20 protein-coding genes are annotated in these 17,844 nt (G+C 69.9%); 6 read left to right on the top strand and 14 right to left on the bottom strand.

The annotated features are described in order from the left end of the window. Nucleotides 1–54: 54 nt before the first annotated feature. The 3 genes from ACQP2E_RS13435 to ACQP2E_RS13425 form a co-directional block, all read right to left on the bottom strand. Nucleotides 55–2,112, bottom strand: coding sequence for a hypothetical protein (locus ACQP2E_RS13435; protein ID WP_433831409.1), 2,058 nt, complete (start codon nucleotides 2,110–2,112; stop codon nucleotides 55–57). Further along, nucleotides 2,109–2,423: a hypothetical protein gene (locus ACQP2E_RS13430; protein WP_433831407.1), complete on the bottom strand. Its 315-nt coding sequence runs from the start codon at nucleotides 2,421–2,423 to the stop codon at nucleotides 2,109–2,111. Before ACQP2E_RS13430 ends, ACQP2E_RS13435 begins: the two co-directional genes overlap by 4 nt. 249 nt (nucleotides 2,424–2,672) lie before the next feature. After that, nucleotides 2,673–2,888: a hypothetical protein gene (locus tag ACQP2E_RS13425; protein ID WP_433831405.1), complete on the bottom strand. Its 216-nt coding sequence runs from the start codon at nucleotides 2,886–2,888 to the stop codon at nucleotides 2,673–2,675. A gap of 149 nt (nucleotides 2,889–3,037) precedes the next feature. Between ACQP2E_RS13425 and ACQP2E_RS13420 the strand changes: the two genes are divergently transcribed. Next, on the top strand, nucleotides 3,038–3,373 hold the full coding sequence (locus ACQP2E_RS13420; protein ID WP_433831404.1) for a DoxX family protein: 336 nt from the start codon (nucleotides 3,038–3,040) through the stop codon (nucleotides 3,371–3,373). Nucleotides 3,374–3,609: 236 nt separating this feature from the next. On the opposite strand, the gene ACQP2E_RS13415 is transcribed toward ACQP2E_RS13420, so the two are convergent. Next, a complete protein-coding gene (locus ACQP2E_RS13415) occupies nucleotides 3,610–4,011 on the bottom strand; it encodes a VOC family protein (RefSeq protein ID WP_433831402.1) in 402 nt (133 codons plus the stop codon). 63 nt (nucleotides 4,012–4,074) lie between these two features. On the opposite strand from ACQP2E_RS13415, the gene ACQP2E_RS13410 reads away from it, so the two are divergent. Further along, nucleotides 4,075–5,082: a helix-turn-helix transcriptional regulator gene (locus ACQP2E_RS13410; protein WP_433831400.1), complete on the top strand. Its 1,008-nt coding sequence runs from the start codon at nucleotides 4,075–4,077 to the stop codon at nucleotides 5,080–5,082. Here the strand turns inward: ACQP2E_RS13410 and ACQP2E_RS13405 are convergent. Continuing rightward, nucleotides 5,067–5,510 (bottom strand): Lrp/AsnC family transcriptional regulator, encoded by a 444-nt coding sequence (locus ACQP2E_RS13405; protein WP_433831398.1) that lies wholly within the window; start codon nucleotides 5,508–5,510, stop codon nucleotides 5,067–5,069. The genes ACQP2E_RS13410 and ACQP2E_RS13405 overlap by 16 nt on opposite strands. A 139-nt stretch (nucleotides 5,511–5,649) precedes the next feature. Between ACQP2E_RS13405 and ACQP2E_RS13400 the strand changes: the two genes are divergently transcribed. The 4 genes from ACQP2E_RS13400 to ACQP2E_RS13385 all read left to right on the top strand — a co-directional run bounded on the left by ACQP2E_RS13400 (nucleotide 5,650) and on the right by ACQP2E_RS13385 (nucleotide 10,621). Next, nucleotides 5,650–6,741 (top strand): thiamine pyrophosphate-dependent enzyme, encoded by a 1,092-nt coding sequence (locus ACQP2E_RS13400; RefSeq protein WP_433831396.1) that lies wholly within the window; start codon nucleotides 5,650–5,652, stop codon nucleotides 6,739–6,741. Nucleotides 6,742–6,761: 20 nt separating this feature from the next. Further along, the gene (locus tag ACQP2E_RS13395) at nucleotides 6,762–7,733 is read left to right on the top strand and encodes an alpha-ketoacid dehydrogenase subunit beta (RefSeq protein ID WP_433833916.1); all 972 of its coding nucleotides are present in this window, start codon (nucleotides 6,762–6,764) and stop codon (nucleotides 7,731–7,733) included. Continuing rightward, nucleotides 7,730–8,938 (top strand): dihydrolipoamide acetyltransferase family protein, encoded by a 1,209-nt coding sequence (locus tag ACQP2E_RS13390; protein ID WP_433831394.1) that lies wholly within the window; start codon nucleotides 7,730–7,732, stop codon nucleotides 8,936–8,938. Before ACQP2E_RS13395 ends, ACQP2E_RS13390 begins: the two co-directional genes overlap by 4 nt. Before the next feature lie 72 nt (nucleotides 8,939–9,010). Next, complete coding sequence (locus ACQP2E_RS13385) at nucleotides 9,011–10,621, top strand: methyl-accepting chemotaxis protein (protein ID WP_433833914.1); 1,611 nt, start codon at nucleotides 9,011–9,013, stop codon at nucleotides 10,619–10,621. Between the two features lie 61 nt (nucleotides 10,622–10,682). Here the strand turns inward: ACQP2E_RS13385 and ACQP2E_RS13380 are convergent, their stop codons facing one another. The 9 genes from ACQP2E_RS13380 to ACQP2E_RS13340 all read right to left on the bottom strand — a co-directional run bounded on the left by ACQP2E_RS13380 (nucleotide 10,683) and on the right by ACQP2E_RS13340 (nucleotide 17,835). Further along, nucleotides 10,683–11,168: a GNAT family N-acetyltransferase gene (locus ACQP2E_RS13380; RefSeq protein WP_433831392.1), complete on the bottom strand. Its 486-nt coding sequence runs from the start codon at nucleotides 11,166–11,168 to the stop codon at nucleotides 10,683–10,685. Nucleotides 11,169–11,456: 288 nt separating this feature from the next. Next, the gene (locus tag ACQP2E_RS13375; RefSeq protein WP_433831390.1) at nucleotides 11,457–11,630 is read right to left on the bottom strand and encodes a hypothetical protein; all 174 of its coding nucleotides are present in this window, start codon (nucleotides 11,628–11,630) and stop codon (nucleotides 11,457–11,459) included. A gap of 249 nt (nucleotides 11,631–11,879) precedes the next feature. Beyond that, the gene (locus tag ACQP2E_RS13370; RefSeq protein ID WP_433831388.1) at nucleotides 11,880–12,179 is read right to left on the bottom strand and encodes a hypothetical protein; all 300 of its coding nucleotides are present in this window, start codon (nucleotides 12,177–12,179) and stop codon (nucleotides 11,880–11,882) included. 83 nt (nucleotides 12,180–12,262) lie between these two features. Continuing rightward, complete coding sequence (locus tag ACQP2E_RS13365) at nucleotides 12,263–12,394, bottom strand: hypothetical protein (RefSeq protein WP_433831386.1); 132 nt, start codon at nucleotides 12,392–12,394, stop codon at nucleotides 12,263–12,265. 77 nt (nucleotides 12,395–12,471) lie between these two features. Continuing rightward, on the bottom strand, nucleotides 12,472–13,458 hold the full coding sequence (locus ACQP2E_RS13360; RefSeq protein WP_433831384.1) for a malate dehydrogenase: 987 nt from the start codon (nucleotides 13,456–13,458) through the stop codon (nucleotides 12,472–12,474). A 548-nt stretch (nucleotides 13,459–14,006) separates the two neighbouring features. Further along, entirely contained in the window at nucleotides 14,007–14,390 is a 384-nt protein-coding gene (locus tag ACQP2E_RS13355; RefSeq protein WP_433831382.1) for a DoxX family protein, read from the bottom strand. Between the two features lie 2 nt (nucleotides 14,391–14,392). Beyond that, the gene (locus ACQP2E_RS13350; RefSeq protein WP_433831380.1) at nucleotides 14,393–15,256 is read right to left on the bottom strand and encodes a sigma-70 family RNA polymerase sigma factor; all 864 of its coding nucleotides are present in this window, start codon (nucleotides 15,254–15,256) and stop codon (nucleotides 14,393–14,395) included. 71 nt (nucleotides 15,257–15,327) lie between these two features. Next, nucleotides 15,328–16,341 carry an esterase/lipase family protein gene (locus ACQP2E_RS13345; RefSeq protein ID WP_433831378.1) on the bottom strand — a complete coding sequence of 338 codons (1,014 nt, stop codon included), beginning with the start codon at nucleotides 16,339–16,341 and terminating at the stop codon, nucleotides 15,328–15,330. Between the two features lie 69 nt (nucleotides 16,342–16,410). After that, nucleotides 16,411–17,835: a hypothetical protein gene (locus tag ACQP2E_RS13340; protein WP_433831376.1), complete on the bottom strand. Its 1,425-nt coding sequence runs from the start codon at nucleotides 17,833–17,835 to the stop codon at nucleotides 16,411–16,413. Between the last annotated feature and the right edge of the window lie 9 nt (nucleotides 17,836–17,844).

The raw sequence follows: 17,844 nt of genomic DNA, 5'->3' as shown, positions 1-17,844 counted from the left end.
CGCCGGTCAGCCTGGGAGCCGGTCAGCCTGGGATCTGGTCAGCCTGGGATCTGGTCAGCCTGGGATCTGGGGATACGTGACCGGGGACGGCATCGGCTGCTGGCGTGGCAGGCGCCGGTGCATTCTCTGCTGCTCCAGTGCGATCCAGTCCCGCCCGTCCGCCGCGACCGCCTCCAGGATGTGCAGCGCGCTCGTCACCCCCGCCGCGTCGGAGGCCAGCCGCGCCAGGTGGTCCGGGTTCTCCCGCAGATAGTCGATCGACTCGTCGCTGAAGTCGTCCAGCAGCACCCGGATGCTGTGGCCGTTCACCAAAGCGAGCTGGAACGCCTGCCGGGTCACCAGCTTCTGGTCGCCGAAGCGCAGGCCCACCTCGGTCACCTGCACCGACCCGATCGCGTCGTACCGGAACGTCGTGCGCCGCTCCCCGGAGAACCCACCCCCGGCGAAGTCGAGCTTCGCCTGCACCTGCCGCACGCCGCCCTCGGTCAGCAGGAACAACAGGACCGTGTACGCCGAATGCCGGAACGGGCCGCCCACATCGCGGGCACGACGGGCGTTCGGCGCCGCCTCGGTCAGCGTCAGGTGGGTGAGCAGATCCCGGTTGGAGAGCCGGTAGTCCCCCATCACACCCCGCTTCCAGTACGCCAGGTCGAGCGCCAGCCAGTAGCCCATCTCCACATCGGTGGGACGGTCCGACAACCAGGTGACCCAGCGGTCGTAGGCCGCCCGCTCCTCGCGGTGGCGCTGTTCGAATTCGGTCGTGTCCAGGGCGAGGCGGCGGCGTTCGCCGTACAGGGCCAGGCCGCCCTGATGGGCGAAGCGGGCGCCGAAGAAGAGCATCGGCGCGGCGACCACCAGGGCGCAGAAGGTCATCGCGGTCATCGAGAGGAGCACGAGTGCCACCGCGGCGCCGAGCGCTGCGACGCCGGCGAGGAACGCGGGCGGTGTTGCGGACGGGCGGTATTCGCGGCGGAAATCGTCGAGAGTGCCGGCGCGCCAGCGTCCCGCAATGCCCTCCGAGTGATGAGCCGCGAGATATCTGACCTGCTCGGGGCGGATTCCTCGGATTCCGTATAAATCGATGAGATCTCCGTGCAGGGCCGTGCGCAGGCCGGCGGTGTCGCGCCAGAAGGAGTCGCGGAGCTGTGGCTCGCGGGGCTGCTGGCTCGCGAAGGCCGTGTCGATGATCGAGGCGATGGCGTCGGCGAAGCCGGCGCGGAGGGAGTTGCCGCCGGGGCCGAGGTAGGCGGCGCGGGTTCCGAAGCGCAGTTCAGCGTCCTTGGCGGCGAGGCGGGAACGCAGGAACGCGCGGTCCAGGCCGTGCCGGACGACCGCCCAGCCGCCGGCCGCCAGGAGAACGAAAACGGTCACGGCGGCGAGGACGCTGCGCGCGGCGGCGGCCTGGACCAGCGTCACCGCACCGAGGAACAGCAGCAACCCACCCCCGGCGAGCGGCAGCCAGGTCGACTCGGCAGGGGCTGCGCGCGCGACCTTCGCGACCGGTTCGACCGGGTCAGGCTCAAAGAATTTGGGTACGCGCACCGCACGGTCCCCGGCCATCCGAGCCTGCCGCACATGCTCCGCGTTGAGCTGTTCGATGTGGTCCTGTGCCACGCCGGAGAGCGTCTGGCTGAGATGCCGTTCGATGTCCTGGCGATCAGTTTCGGGCAGCGTCGAGTACGCCTGCAACGCCTGCCCGAGCGCCTGCTGGTTCTCCGGCCCGACGGTCAGCAGCGCGTTGACCAGCATCCGGATAACCCCGACGCAGCGCCACCAGCGGCCGCTCGGATATTGATCGGCCATCCCGAATGCCTGTTCGAGCTGGTTCATGTCGGCGCTGCTCAGGCTGGTCAGCGAGCGGCCACTGAGCACGGACAGTGACCAGTGGTAGGCGATCTCGGCCGAACTGAACCGGTCCTCGAAGACCAGCGCGGAGAGCCGCCGTTCCGCCTCGCGCGGCGAACCGCCCTGCAGGTAATGGACCGCCACCTGGAGTTTCTCGGCGGGAGTCGCGGTCGGGGCGGTCTGGTAGACGTAGGCGTTGCCGTGCAGGACACCGACCTGTACGCCGATGCTGGCGTCGCCCTCAGCAATGTTGGTGTAGGTGCTCACCTGATCGCCTCGATCGCTGCGGTGACCGAGCTGACCAGCGTGGCCAGGCCTGGGGCCATGGCGGCGAGCCTGGTCAGTGCCCGGACAGCACGGCCCTTGTTGTGCGCCGCGAGGGCGTCAGCGGTCGTGTTGATCTCTTGGTCGGCCTCGGCCAGGGCGTCGGCGTCCAAGTCGGTGGCGCGCAGGGCGGCTCGTAGCTGATCGATTTCGGCCGCGAGCGGAGCCGGCCCGACCGTGACGGTGCCGGTGTTCTTGCCGATCTGGGCGCCCACGTGAGCGTTGCCGGAGGCGACGTTCTGAAAGTTCTCCATCGTCTGCTTTCTCGGGCAGGAGGCTGCTATCCGCAGGAGCGGTTCCCGCGGGAGGCGGTTCCGCTATCCGCAGGAGCGGTTCCCCCGGGAGGCGGTTCCGCGAATGGCTTGTGGCGGCGCAAATTCTGGCGCGGCAACCGGACCAGGCAACCCGGGCGAACGGCCGATGCGCGGGCAGAACGGCGCTGACCTGCGCATCAGCCTTGCCTGCGGGAGCAGAATCCCCCATTCGAGGAGTGACGTCACCTATCAGGAATGCCCGATGTGCCAGGGCCGGCGGCGCTGACCGTCGACCTCGATCCAGCAGAACCGGCAGCGATATGCCTGCAGCCTCCGGTGCGCGGCACCCGTGGAGCGGGCGAGTGAGTACAAAGCCTGGACCGCCGCCGCGCGGGACAGGTGGCGTTGCTTGCCCGAACACGACTGCTGCTCGGTCGGCCGCTTCGTATGACGCCTGCCGGTCATCCCTCACCCATCCCTCGCCACCACACCTGCATCGGTGCAGTCTGCCCAGGGGGTCCGACAATTTGATCAAGACGAATGTCAGGCACCGCGGGTGTCACATCGCGGCGACCCGGTTCGTCCATGGTGGAACCCGTCACGAGGGAGTGCCTGTGTACGTCACGATCACCGTTGTGGCCGCTTTCTTCACCGGTAGCGCGGCCGTCTTCTATCTGATCGGTCACGACTATCCGAAGACGCAGGCTGATATGAAGGGCATTCCCCGCACATACGTTCCGGTGCTGGGGCTGCTGCTGGCGGCCGGAACGACCGGGCTGGCCGCCGGGTTCGCGGTACCGCTGCTGGGGCAGCTCGCGGCCGGCGGGCTCATCCTCTACTTCATCGGCGCGATCGTGGCCCACCTGCGGGTCGGCTCGCGCAACGTGATCGGCGCGGTGGTGTTCCTCGCAGTTTCGGCGGGTGCGCTGGCCGTGAGCCTGGCTCGCTAGAGAGCAGGCGCGCGGCTACCGTGGCTGCATGGGCGGCCGGCCTGCGGGTGATGTGAAGCGGACACCGTCGCTCGGCGAGTGCCGGCGGGCAGCAGGGGCGGCTGCTCGCTGGTGACCGCACGATCCCGTGACATCACCGGAGCCGGGCGCCGGCCCGGGTGGAAGTCGCCGATCGGATGCCCGTCTGCTGACCGGCTTCGTCGCCGGGCTTGCCGTGGCCTCGCTGCTGAGACGCCTCACCGCACCGCGGCGAGAACGTCGTGATAGTGCTGGTTGAGCATCACCCCGAGGACGTTGCCGAACGGGTCGAGCACGGACGCCGTCACGTAACCCGGGCCGCGCTCGGTGGGCTTGTCGTGCGGTGTGGCGCCCAGCCCCAGCAGCCGGTGCCAAGCCGCCTCGACGTCGTCGACCGCCCAGTAGACGATCGCCCCGCTCGCCGGGCCGCCCACCCCGTGCGGGGCGAATCGGCTGTTCAGGACGCCGAACTCGTGCTGGTAGTCACCGACCCGCCATTCCAGGTAGGCGCCGTCCCGGACGAAGTAGGGCTCGAGCTCGAAAACGCCGGTGTACCAGGCCCGGGCGGCGTCGAGGTCGTCGGCGAAGAAGGTGACAGTGGTCAGTCCGCGAAGAGTCATGCCTCTGATCCTCGCCAGTTAAGTGCTCACCTTCTGAGCACTTTTCCGGCGACAATGCACAACATGCGTGCCGACCGTCTCGTGGCGACCCTCCTCCTGATGCAGACGCGCGGCCGGATCACCGCCGCCGAGCTCGCGGCCGAGCTGGAGGTCTCGGTCGCCACCGCCCGCCGTGATCTGGAGGCGTTGTCGAGCGCCGGGATTCCGGTCTATCCGCAGCCCGGCCGGCACGGTGGCTGGCAGCTGGTGGGTGGTGCGCGTACCGATCTGAGTGGGTTGTCCGCGCCGGAGGCCCGTGCGTTGTTCCTGATGACAGGGCCGGCGTCGGCCTCGCCGGCTTCACCGGGCGAGGCGAAAACCGCGCTGCGCAAGCTTCTCCGCGCGCTGCCCGAACCGTTCCGCGACGAAGCGCAGGCCGCCGCCGAAGCTACCCTGATCGATCCCTCGCGGTGGGGTCAGCACGACCGTGACCAGCCCGAGGACGTGCGCCGGCTGCAGGACGCGGTGGTGCGGACCCGGCGGATCCGGTTCAGCTACCAGGGCACCAAGCGAAGCGCCCAGGGCACCAAGCGAAACGCCCAGGGCACCAAGCACAACGCCCAGGGCCAAGAACGCGAAGCCGATCCATGGGGCGTGATCGACAAGGACGGCGTCTGGTACCTGCTCGCCGGCACCGATCGCGGCCAGCGCACGTTCCGCCTCGACCGGATGAGCGCGCTGAACGAAACCGGGCAGACCTTCGATCGCCCGGACGGCTTCACCCTCGACGAGGCCTGGAACCGGGTCGTCGGCGCCATCGAGGAGCGCCGATCACGCACCTGGGCCACCGTGCTCATCCCGGAACGCTTCCTCTGGGTGCTCCGCGACCATTTCGGCCGCCACTGCCACCCCGCCGAGGAGGTGCGGCCCGACGGCCGCGTGCGGGTCAGGGTCGGCGCGCCGACCCCGCGCGACCTCGCCCGCACGCTCTCCGGATGGGGCGCGGCCGCGGAGGTCACCGAGCCTTCTTCGGTACGCACGGAGCTCTCCCGCATCGGGTCGGAGCTGACGGCGCTCTATGCCACGCCCTGACCCGGTGCCGACTCCTCGAAGAGCAGCAGGGTGCGGGTGCTGACCACGCCCGCCATACCCTGGATCTCGTCGAGGACCAGGTGGCGCAGCTCGGTGTTGTCGGCGACCCGGACCAGCAGGATCACGTCGAAGTCGCCGCCGACCAGACCGATGTGGACGACGCCCGGCAGGGTGCGCAGCCGGCCGAGGACCTCGCGCCAGTTCGCCTGCTGGAGGTTGACCGTCACGTAGGCGGCCGTGGTCAGCCCGGCCGCGACCGGGTCGACATCGGCGTGGAAGCCGCGGATCACCCTGTCCTGCTGGAGGCGGGCCACCCGGGCGTAGGCGTTCGCCCTCGAGATGTGCAGCGTCTCGGCGAGGGTGCGCATCGACATGCGGCCATCCCGGGCGAGTTCGGTGATGATGCGCCGATCGGTCTCGTCGAGCACGGTGCCACCTGTCTCATCGGCCGCCGTCAAATAGCGGGGATCTTGGACGATTGGCATGTTGTTGGGCCCCCGGTCAGAACAATATCTCGGGTTTTGCCGGGGTCTGGTGTTCAAATGGCACGCAAATAAGAATCCGTCCATGACACGTGACGCAGCCCACCTGCTGCCGTCCACGGAGCCGGTGACGCTCATCGACCCGGACGGCCACCCCGTTCCGCACGTCGGCCACGACATGCCCGACCCCCAGGCGCTGGTTTCCGCGTACGCCGCCCTGATCGCTGCCCGCCGTTTCAACGACCAGGCGAACGCCCTGGTCAGGCAGGGCCGGCTCGCGGTGTACCCCTCATCGCACGGGCAGGAGGCCTGCCAGGTTGCCTGCGTCCAGGTGCTCGGCGACGGCGACTGGCTGTTTCCCACCTATCGTGACTCGGCGGCGATCGTGGCCCGCGGCGTCGACCCGGTCGAGGCCCTCACGCTGCTGCGCGGCGACTGGCACAGCGGTTACGACCCGCAGGCCACGAAGGTCGCGCCGCAGGCCACGCCCCTGGCCACCCATCTGCTGCACGCGGTCGGGGTGGCGCACGCGGCCCGTCTGCGCGGTGAGCCGACCGTCGTCATGGCGCTCTGCGGCGACGGCGCGACGAGTGAGGGCGACTTCCACGAGGCGCTCAACTTCGCCGCTGTCTTCCGTACCCCGGTGGTGTTCTTCATCCAGAACAACGAATACGCGATCTCCGTGCCTCTGGCACGCCAGACTGCCGCGCCCTCGCTCGCACACAAGGGCATCGGGTACGGGGTACCGAGCGAACGTGTCGACGGCAACGACGTGGCGGCGCTGCTCACGGTGCTCGGTGACGCCGTCGCGCGGGCCCGGGCCGGGGAGGGCCCGCAGCTGATCGAGGCGCACACCTACCGGGTGCAGGCGCACACGAACGCCGACGATCCGGGGCGCTACCGCAGTGCCGACGAGGTCACGCCGTGGCTGTCCCGGGATCCGATCAGCCGGCTCTCGGTGTATCTGACCGGCCAGGGACTTCTTGGCGACGAGCGGGTTGCCGCGTGTGCCGCCGATGCCGAGGTGCTGGCCGAGCGGATGCGTGCCGGGCTCAACGCGGAGACGGTCGCGGACTATCGGGACCTGTTCGCGCACGTTTTTGCCGTACCCACGTCGCAGCTGCGTGAGCAGCAAGCGCTCGTCGCCGACGAGCTGTCCCGGGAGGAGGTTCGATGACTTCGGTTTCCGCTGAGAAGATGACGATGGCGAGCGCGCTCAACCGGGCGCTGCGGGACGCGATGCGCGCCGACGAGTCGGTGGTGATGTTCGGGGAGGACGTGGGGCCGCTCGGCGGGGTCTTCCGGATCACCGACGGGCTGACCGCCGAGTTCGGCGAGCAGCGCTGCTTCGACACCCCCCTCGCCGAGGCCGGCATTCTCGGCATGGCGATCGGGTTGGCGATGAACGGGATGCGGCCGGTCGTCGAGATGCAGTTCGACGCGTTCGCGTACCCGGCGTTCGAGCAGCTGATCAGCCACGCCGCGAAGATGCGCAACCGGACCCGGGGCCGGGTCACGCTGCCACTGGTGATCCGGATTCCGTACGCCGGTGGCATCGGCGGCGTGGAGCACCACTGTGACTCGTCGGAGGCGTACTACGCGCACACCCCGGGGCTGCACGTGGTGGCGCCGTCCGACCCGGCTGACGCGTACGGACTGTTGCGGCGCTCGATCGAGTCCCCCGACCCGGTCGTGTTCCTCGAACCGAAGAAGCTGTACTTCTCCCGCTCCGAAGCCGATCTCACGCTCCCGGTGCCGCCGATCGGCACGGCCGTGGTACGCCGGGCGGGGACCGACGCGACGCTGATCGCCTACGGCCCGGCCGTGCCGATCGCCCTCGAAGCGGCCGAAGCGGCAGCTCAGGAGGGCCGCAGCCTGCAGGTGGTGGACCTGCGCTCGATCGTGCCGTTCGACGACGAGACGGTGTGCGCGGCGGTCCGGTCGACCGGGCGGGCCGTCGTGGTGGCCGAGGCCGCCGGGTTCGCCAGCGTGTCCGCCGAAGTGGTGGCGCGGGTGACCGAACGCTGCTTCCACTCACTGCACGCCCCGATCCGGCGGGTCACCGGTTTCGACATCCCGTACCCGCCGCCGAAGCTGGAGCATTTCCACCTGCCCTCGGTGGACCGCGTCCTGGACGCCGTCGACGAGCTCCAGTGGGAGTACGCGTGAACACCTTCCTGCTGCCCGACCTCGGCGAAGGGCTGACCGAGGCGGAGATCGTACGGTGGCTGGTCGCCGAAGGCGATGTGATCGAGATCGACCAGCCGGTGGTCGAGGTGGAGACCGCGAAGGCGATGGTCGAGGTCCCGTCCCCGCACGCCGGCCGGGTGGCGACCCGGCACGCCGCCGAGGGCGCGACAGTGGATGTGGGCGCGCCGCTGATCACGGTGGCGGCGGTCGGGGCGGATGAGGGGTCCGGCAACGTTCTCATCGGGTACGGGACCACGCCCGGGTCCGGTGCGGTCCGGCACCGCCGGCCGCGGGCCGGCGCTGGATCGGTGGTGACCGCGCCGGCACCTCGGGTGGCGGCGGCGCCTCGGGTGGTTTCGCCGCTGGTGCGGCGGCTGGCTCGGGAGGGTGGTGTTGATCTGGCGGTCGTGGAGGGAACCGGTCCGGGCGGGGTGATCACCAGGCGGGACGTGGAGTCGGCTCCCCGGCTGACCGCGGAGCAGACATTGCCGAAATATCCGGCGCCGGCTGGCGAGCGCCGGATTCCGCTCAGTGGTTTTCGCAAAGCCGCTGCTGCCGTTCTCGGGCGCAGCCGCGCGGAGATCCCGGAGGCGACCGTCTGGGTGGACGTCGACGCCACTCCCCTGTGGGAGCTGCGCGAACGCACCCGCGCCACCGCCGGTTCACCCGGGCTGCTGGCTTACATCGCGCGGTTCGTGGTCGCCGGGCTGCGCGCTTACCCCGTGCTCAACTCCCGCCTGGACGCCGAACGCCAGGAGATCGTGCAACTGGACGGGATCAACCTGGGTATCGCCGTGCAGTCCGGCCGTGGCCTGGTCGTCCCGGCCGTGGTGGACGCGCAGGCCATGACCACCACCGAGCTCGACGCCGCGATCCGCGACGTCACCGCCCGCGCCCGCCGCAACGAGTCCACCCCGCCGGGCACGTTCACGCTGAACAACTACGGCGCGTTCCGGGTCGACGGCAGCGCCCCGATCATCAACCATCCCCAGGTGGCGATGCTCGGACTCGGCCGTGTCATCGATCGTCCCTGGGTGGTGGACGGGGCTTTGTGCGTACGAAAGATCGTGCAGTTGTCCTTTGTTTTTGATCATCGGGTGTGCGACGGCGCGACGGCGGCCGGCTTCATGCGCGTGGTGGCCGATGCGATGGAGGACCCGGCGGGGGCGCTGGCTCGGATGTGAGTTCATCCGCCGCTCGGGACAATACGGGCGCTATCGTCATCGTGAAGACTTTTCACTATCGTGGCGGTGACGATGCGCTTGCTTCGCAATCTCAAGATCGGCATGCGTCTGGGCGTCGCCTTCACCGGTGTCTGCCTGTGCATGATCGCCGCGATCGGGATCGGGCTGTGGGGGCAGCATCGCGCCAGCGACGCCACCAGCGAACTCGCCGCGGCCGAGGCGGCCAACAGCGCGGCGCTGGTGGCGAAGTTCCGGACCGCCGATTTCAACGGCTGGCAGACCGGGTACGCCTTCGACACCATCCGCGGCGTCGCGAACGCCACCGACGACAGCGTCGGGCAGCGTGCCTCGTTCCTGGCCTCCACCGAGGCGTTCCGTGACGACCTGGCCCTGCTCCGATCCCTCGATCTCACCGCCGACGAGGACGCGCTGGTAGACGCCGCCGAGGCCACGTTCGAGAAGTTCATGGACGTCGACGAGCAGGTCATCGCCGGGTACCGCGCCGGAACCAGGGCCGGTGAACGCGCCGCGAACGCACTGGTCTCCGGTGACGCCCTGACCCTGATGGCCGAGATCATCGCGTCGGTCGACGGCCTCGTCGAGAAGACCGAGAGCACGTCGGCGGCCGCACTGCAGGCCGCCCAGGACGCCGCCTCGACGGCCGAGACCTTCATGATCACGGCGGGCGCGCTCTGCCTGGTGCTGGCCGCGCTCGTCGCCGTCGTGGTGACCCGCAGCATCACCCGCCCGCTGGCCACCACCGTTACCGCACTCGAAACCGTGGCCGGCAAAGATCTCACGGTACGGGTGCCCGAGGCCGGCCGCGACGAACTCGCCTCGATGGGCAGCGCCATGAACCGCACCCTCGACGTGCTGCGGTCCGCGTTCGCCACGATCACCGAGAACAGCCGTACCCTCTCGGATGCCGCCACCGAGCTCACCGCGACCTCCGCCCGGATCGCCGGAGCGGCCGACTCCGCGTCCGGCCAGTCCGACATGATCGCGTCGTCCGCCGAGGAGGTCTCCACCAGCGTGCAGACCGTCGCGGCCGGCACCGAGGAGATGAACGCGGCGATCCGTGAGATCGCCGACGGCGCCGGCCGGGCCGCCGGCGTCGCCGCGGCCGGCGTGGACAGCGTCCGCGCCGCCTCGGACACCATCGCCAGACTGGGCCGATCCAGCGAGGAGATCACCGGCGTGGTCAGTCTGATCACCTCGATCGCCGAGCAGACGAACCTGCTCGCCCTGAACGCCACGATCGAGGCAGCCCGGGCCGGTGAGCTGGGCAAAGGCTTCGCCGTGGTGGCCGGCGAGGTCAAGGACCTGGCGCAGGCGACGTCCCGGGCCACCGTCGACATCAGCGATCGCGTGCAGGCGATCCAGGAGGACACCGGGTCGGCGATCGCCGCCATCGACCGGATCGCCGGGATCATCAGCGAGGTGAACGAGCACTCCATGACGATCGCGGCGGCGGTCGAGCAGCAGACCGCCACCACGGCGGAGATGGGCCGCAACATCGCCGAGGCAGCCACCGGATCGAGCCAGATCGCGGCCGGGATCACCGGGGTCGCGACGGCGAGCCAGGACACGGCCCACGGGGTGGTGGAGTCACGGCAGACGGCGGAGCAGCTGGCGGTCATGTCCCACGAGCTGCGTGACCTGGTCGGCCAATTCCGCTCCTGAGGCTCGTGAGGGCATCCGTCCCTAGGCGTCCCTCCCTAGGACGTCCCTCCCTAGGACGTCCCTAGGTCTCGCTCGCGTCCAGGCGCAGGATCGTCTCCTCGATTTCCGCGTCACGGCCGTTGGCGAACCCGGTGTCCGTACCGATTTCGGTGAAGCCGGCCTTACGCAGCACCGTGAGCGAGCCCGCGTTGTCACTCGCGACGCGGCCGAAGATCGGCCGGGTCGGCACCAGCTCCAGGAGCTGGGCGAGCGCCTGCCCGGCGATGCCCTGACCCCAGAATGCCCGGTCGATCCAATACGTCACCTCGGTGTCGCCCTCGATGACAAAACTGGCGATGCTGCCGACAACCCGCCCGCCGGCCGTGATGACGCGATGGGTCACGCCGGGCGACGCCAGGTTCCTCGCCATGTGGGCGTCGAAAGCGGCGCGATCATTCGGATCCTTGGCGGTGAAGGCCGCCATCCGAACCGACTCGGGATCACGCATCTGCTCGAACAACGCGTCCAGGTCGGCGTCCTCGGCCGGCCGCAAGACCACCTCAGCCATCAGCTTCCCCCTCCGCTCCAGCATCTGCCGCGAAGCTATCAGCGGGGTACGACATCGTCGTGCTGATGGGGCTTCCGCGTCCGGCGACGGGTCCCAGGGCACACCAACTGAGGAACTGCGCAGAAGATTCTCATCTCCGGCGCGGGCCCAACCGGCCGCCGCTCGTTCGGTCGCCGCAGCGTCGTACTCCGCGGCCAAGGAGTCGGTCGCACAGCGCTTCGAGGGGATCCGGTGAGCTTTCGCGGACGGGCTTCGAGCCGTAGCCGCTGGCTGATATCCACCCAGGTCCTACCTGCCGATCTCGTTGACTCGCGTCACGCCGGCATCGCGGGATTCGACAAGATCGACGGGCGGGTGGGTGGGTGTGCGCATCGCGCCGGCCGTCGGGCGCTGGTCCTTGCGGGTGAGTGGCGGCTGACCCTCCTCGATCTTGTCGAGTTCCTCGAACACGCTGCCACTCAAGTCAACAAGATCGACGACGGGCTGCCCGATCTTGTGGATTTCCCCTAAACGGTTCGGGGAAATCCACAAGATCTGGGGCGGGGCGAGGCGGGGCGGGGCGGGGCGGGGCGGGGCGGAAGACGTCGAGCAGGTAACGACCAGTGTCCGGCTCACGTAGCCACGCCTGCCACGTCGCTTCGAGGGCCACGGCACCGCGGGGTGACAGTTCGACGCCGCCGGAGATGGTTGCGCATCCACCGAACACCGCCGTTACTGCCCGAAGGTGTACCGCAGGTTGGCGTTGATCAGCACGTTGAGGCGTTTGCGCAGGTGGCCGAGGAGCGCGGCGTCCGGCATCGGTTCCTCGACGAACAGGGTCCAGCGCAGCCGGGTGCCCGCCGCGCCGTCGGACGACAGGTCGAACCGGACCTGGGCGTCCGGTCGCTTCTCCCACAGCGAGGACCAGATCACCATGTCCGGCTTCTCGGCATTGATCAGCCGGGGTGGCCGCTCATCGTCCAGCAGGGACAGCCACACCCGAACCGGATCACCCTCGGGGTTGATCAGCACGTCGAAGACGACATGTGGTGGCGCTGGCTGGCTTCGTTGCCGGCTGCCCGCTTCAAGCACACCTCAGCGTACGATCAACCGGCTCACGCCGTCGAGCAGGTATTACCGGCCCACGTCGTTGCGAGGGCCACGGCGAGGATGCTGAGGGCGGCGGCGCCGATGAGCGTACCCAAGATTTGCCGCACCGAAGCGCCCAGCGCAACCACGACGGACACGGCGTGACGCTATCGGCCGGAGTGCCCGCCAAAGCAGAAAGGGCGACCTGGACAGGCCGCCCTTTCCGGTGGAGCTGTCAGATGAGGCCGAGCTTGCGGACGGCCTCGCGCTCCTCGACCAGCTCGGCCACCGAGGCGTCGATGCGGGTACGCGAGAACTCGTCGATCTCCAGGCCCTGGACGATCGAGAACTGGCCGTCCTTCGCGGTGACCGGGAACGAGGAGATGATGCCCTCGGCCACGCCGTAGGAGCCGTCCGAGACGACGCCGGCGGAGGTCCAGTCGCCCTCGGCGGTGCCGTTCACCCAGGTGTAGACGTGGTCGATCGCGGCCGACGCGGCGGATGCGGCCGAGGAGGCGCCGCGGACCTCGATGATCTCGGCGCCGCGCTTGGCGACCCGCGGGATGAACTCGTCGGCGAGCCAGGCCTGGTCGTTGATGGCCGCGGCGACGCTGCTGCCGTTGACCAGGGCGTGCGAGACGTCCGGGTACTGGGTGGCGGAGTGGTTGCCCCAGATGGTGACCTTCTTCAGCTCCTCGACCGAGACGCCGAGCTTGCCGGCGAGCTGGGCGAGCGCGCGGTTGTGGTCGAGGCGGGTCATCGCGGTGAAACGGTCCGCCGGGACGTCGGGCGCGTGCTGCTGGGCGATCAGGGCGTTCGTGTTGGCCGGGTTGCCGACCACCAGAACCTTGATGTCCGCGGCGGCGCCGGCGTTGATCGCCTCACCCTGCGGCTTGAAGATGCCACCGTTGGCTTCGAGCAGATCGCCACGCTCCATGCCTTTGGTACGCGGGCGCGCGCCGACCAGCAGAGCGACGTTTGCCCCGTCGAAGGCGGCCTTCGGGTTGTCGAAGACGTCGACGCCGGCCAGAGCCGGGAACGCGCCGTCCTGGAGCTCAAGGGCGGTGCCCTCGGCGGCGCGGGTGGCGGCCGGGATCTCCAGCAGGCGCAGCTTGACCTTCTTGTCCGCCCCGAGCAGCTGGCCGGACGCGATGCGGAACAGCAGCGCGTACCCGATCTGGCCGGCGGCTCCGGTGACGGTTACGTTGATCGGCTCGCCCATGAGCAGCATCTCCCTGTTAACAGTGTGGGTACGCGATTGTGATCCACACACCTTATAAGGCGTTCAGCGGACGTAGGCCATGATAAGTACCTCACTAATCACCCTGCGTCGGCGCCCTTCACACTGTCGTATAGAGGTAGACGAGGGCACACGGTGGGCCGGCGACCCGTGGTTGCCGCTCGGCAGATGATTGCTGGCATAGGTGTCGAGTTCTTGTGCCGTGGGGCGAGCCGTAGCTGAGAACGGTATTGGGGCCGTTATGACATGTCTGGCCTACGGCTCGGGTCGCCCAGCCGTAGCTCAGACACCTCATGAGGGTCCGATGACCTCTCTGAGCTACGGCTCGTCGGGTCGCCCGGCCGCATTGCGACGCGGAAAAGCCAGTCACGCCTCCGCCTGACAGCCCGAAGTCGACACGCTCGTCAGAAAACGCTTGCCCGTGTCGACTTGCGGTTCGATTCGCGGTTCGATTCGCGCCCTAAGTCGACACGGACTCCGGCTTGGGGCGCGGAAGCCGGCTCGGGCATGAGGGCGGCTTGGGAACTGGGTCAGGGGGTGAAGGGTTCGGGGCCCAGGCGGCCTATCACCACGAATGCTGCGAGGGTCAGGTAGGTCAGGTTGACGAGCAGGTGGGCGTATTCGCCGCGGCGATAGATGATTACTGCGGCGCCTATCATGATCAGGGCGATGCCCACCGCCGCCAGTGGGACCAGGACCGGTGCGATGCCGAGCAGGGCGGGCAGGATCAGGCCCGCGGCGCCCAGGACCTCCAGCGCGCCGAGGATCTTCAGGAAACGCGGGCTGAAGTCGAGGACCCAGCCGCCGCCCGGCGCCTTGGACAGGGTCCGCTGGGACAGGATCAGCTTGTTGAGGCCGGCGATGGTGAAAACCGTGGCCAGCAGGCCGGCGACGATCCACAGAGCAGTGTTCATGTTCAGGATGACGGCGCGGGCGGCGCGGAGGTAACAGTGACGGTCGCCAGGTGCGCCGGATCCGAGACGGAGAGCATTTCGACGATGCGGTCGCCGGAGACCGTGCACGCCATCACGGCCAGGAGTTTGCCGTTCAGGGCGCGGACCACGTACCCGGGCTCGCCGTTGACACGGGCGGAATGGGCGGTGACCTGGGCGCGGACGCCCTGCTGGGCGCGCGCGGCGATCTCGGCGGCGCCGTGCCGGACGACCAGGCCGCGGGCGGTCCAGGTGCGCCAGGTGACGTCCGGGTCGAGGATGCGCAGCAGGCCGTCGAAGTCGCCGCCGCGGGCCGCCGCGAGGAACGCGTCGACGACCGCGCGCTGGCGGCGGCGCTCACCTTCCGGATGCGGGGTGCCCTGGACCTTGCGGCGGGCCCGGCTCGCCAGCATCTTGGTGGCGTCGGCCGACCTGCCGAGGATCTGGCCGATCTCGTCGAACGGCACCGCGAACATGTCGTGCAGCACGAACGCCAGACGCTCGGCGGGGCGCAGCGTGTCCAGCACGACCAGCAGCGCCTGCCCGACGGCGTCGGCGAGAAGCGCGTCGTCCTCGATCACTACGAGATCCGGGGGCTGATCACCGTACGGAATCTCGGGTTTGATCTTCTTGCTTCTCAGCATGTCGACGCAGATGCGGCCGGTGACCGTGGTGAGCCAGCCGCCCAGGTTGTCGATCGTGCCGGTGTCCTGGCGGGCGAGGCGGAGCCAGGCCTCCTGGACGGCGTCCTCGGCGTCGGCGCGCGAGCCGAGGATCCGGTGGGCGACCGTGACGAGGCGTGTGCGGTGCTGCTCGAAGGCTGTCGCGAGGTCGTCGCGTTCGCTCATGCCGCCACCTTGCCCGATCGGGGTCCGTCACGGCGATGACGAATCGGGGACCCCGGAGGTAACACAGACGCTCAGCGGCGGACCGGTGTGCAGGAGCGATCGGCGTAACAGCGCAGCGGCGGCTCCGCCGTCAGCTGCCGGGCGGTGACCATCGCGCTGGCGCTCTGCACCAGCGCGGCCGCGGCCCGGGTGGGGAAGGCGAGCGGGTCGACCGCCGGCATCAGCGGCGGGCCGCACCGGGCGGTGCGGATCCGCGAGGCCTGCGCGGGGCCCGGGTGCGTCAGCGCGTCCTGCCCGATGAGGTACGCGGCATTGTCGTACGCGAGACCGAAGTGCTCGACCGTCTCGGCCGGGCAGATCCGGCCGACCTCGAGGTTGGTGACATTCGTGGCGGCCGGCAGCACCGACGAGGTGTGCGGCACCACGATCTCGTCGGAGTGCACCATGACCTGCGTGTAGTCGACGCCGGGCCAGGTCTGCGGGCCGTCGTTCAGCGCCGCGAGCAGGCGGGAGCCGGTCCGCTGCTGCCACCGCGCGGCCGGGCACTTCCCCGCCGCCGCGCACTGGGCGACGAACGTGGCGGTCCCGTGGTTCGGCGCGCCGAGCGACACGTAGTCGTCGACCATCTCGCGGGTGTCCGGCCAGTACTTGAGCGCCCACCGGCCGATCAGCCCGCCCTGGCTGTGCCCGACGATCGAGATCGGCGCCCCGGCGGCCCGGTGCAGGGTGCGGATCGCCCGTACCACGTGCTCGGCCGCGAGCTGGATGTCGCCGCCGGCGTCCTCCGGCAGGTCGATCCCGCAGTATGCCCGTTTCTCGGCGGTGAAGGCGCGAGCCCAGTTCCAGGAGAAGTTGGCCTGGAAGTTCGAGCCCGTCCCGTGGATGAGCAGCACCGGGGCGCGGCCGGCCCGGGCGCTCGCGGCAGCGTCACCGGCGCAGTGCAGGACCGGCTCGGTCGCGGCCAGGGCCGGCCCGGGTTCCCGGCTGGGCATCGCGAAGGCCGCGCCGACGCCGGTCACGAGGACGGCGAGAGCGCCCAGCAGGAGGGCGCGTACGCCGAACGGGCGGGGTCGATGCTGACGCATGGTGCCGGTGCTCCTCGTCGGTGTGGCTTACCAGCGAGGAAACGACCGGCCGGGTGTGCGGTGACGCGCTCAGCCCCGTTGGAGACGCCGGGCGGCGCCGGCGACAGCGGTGGTGGCGAGCAGCAGACCGGCCCCGATCAGGAAATAGGCGAACCAGGCTGTCCAGCCCTGCGGCAGATAGGCGGATTGTTGTCCGAGATCGATCACCGGGAACAGCAGGTCGGCGGCGTACGCGGCGGCGTGGAACTCCGGGGCCTTCGGGGCTTCGGCGGGTCTTGGCCGCCAGTGGGTGAACACGAAGGTGCCGACCGCGAGCAGGACACCGAGCCAGGCGACGGCACGGACCGGACGGTAGCCGTACCCCACGGTGCCGTCCTGGAGCAGGCCCCAGGCCTGGCCGGCCCAGCGCAGCGTCGCTCGCCGGTGCTGTTCACCGGCGAGCGCGACGGTACGCGCGTCGTCGTCCCGTCCCGACGCGCGGTAGACCGCCGCGAGCTGGCTGTACACCTGCGGCGGGAAGTCCTGCGCATCGCGCTGCAACCAGCGCAGCCGGTCGGTGACGGCGCCGGTGTCCGCCAGCGCGCCGTACGTGAGCCCGTTCAGTGACAACGCCTCCGGCCAGCTCGCCGGGTCGTCGCGCAGCACCTCCACCCTGGCGTGGCTGAGGTCGACCGCGCCGGCCGGTGGCTGCCGGGCGGACAGGATGAACTCCCGGGCGGTGACGCTGCCGAGCGTCAGCGACTGGGGCAGGCCGGTCAGGACCGCGTCCTCGATGGAGAACTCGCCGCCGATCTGGGCGCCGCGCAGGTCGACCCGGCCGTCCGCGGTGAACCCGTTGCGGAACCGCACCTCCGACACCACCCGGATCCCGCGGGCGTCCAGCACCCGTTGCCCCGGGTGGGACAGGTGTGCCCCTTCCCAGCGCAGCGAGCCACCGATCTCGGCGTGGTCGATCCGGATCTCGCCGGTGCTGCGGAAGCCTTCCCGGGCGTACATGTCCGAGCCGATCCGGATCCGGGTGGCGTCGACGGTGTAGTCCGGGGCGGTCAGCTCCGCGCCGCTCAGCGTCAGCGCGCCCTCGATCCGGGCGCCGACCAGCCTGATCGTTCCGGTGCTGCGGACACCCCGCAGCCGCATCCCGCCCTCGACGACGGCGTTCGACGCGATGAATCCGGGGAACACGCAACTGTCCAGGCTGATCCGCCGGAACCGGGTGCCGTAGAAGTCCATCGGCCGCTCGAACTCGCACTTCCACAGGCTGATCGGCGCTGCCACGTCGACGTAGGCCAGCGTCCACCTCCCGATGATCGTCGCACCGGTGATCCGCAGAGCGCTGCGCTCGCCGTCGCGGTCCGCGACCCCGCCGAGCGCCAGGAAGGTCAGCAGCCCGGCCCGCACCCGCCGGTCCTGCTCGCCGGTGAGATCGACGCGGCGCCCGGTGGTGAAGGCGTCCCAGATCCTGCGTTCGGTCACGGTGAGGCTCTCGCGGTCCATGCTGGACAC

This window comes from Actinoplanes sp. CA-015351 (assembly GCF_050955685.1).
Taxonomy (GTDB): Bacteria; Actinomycetota; Actinomycetes; order Mycobacteriales; family Micromonosporaceae; genus Actinoplanes.
The sequence above is the reverse complement of the archived record's forward strand: the minus strand, read 5'-3'. Positions and strand labels throughout refer to the sequence as shown.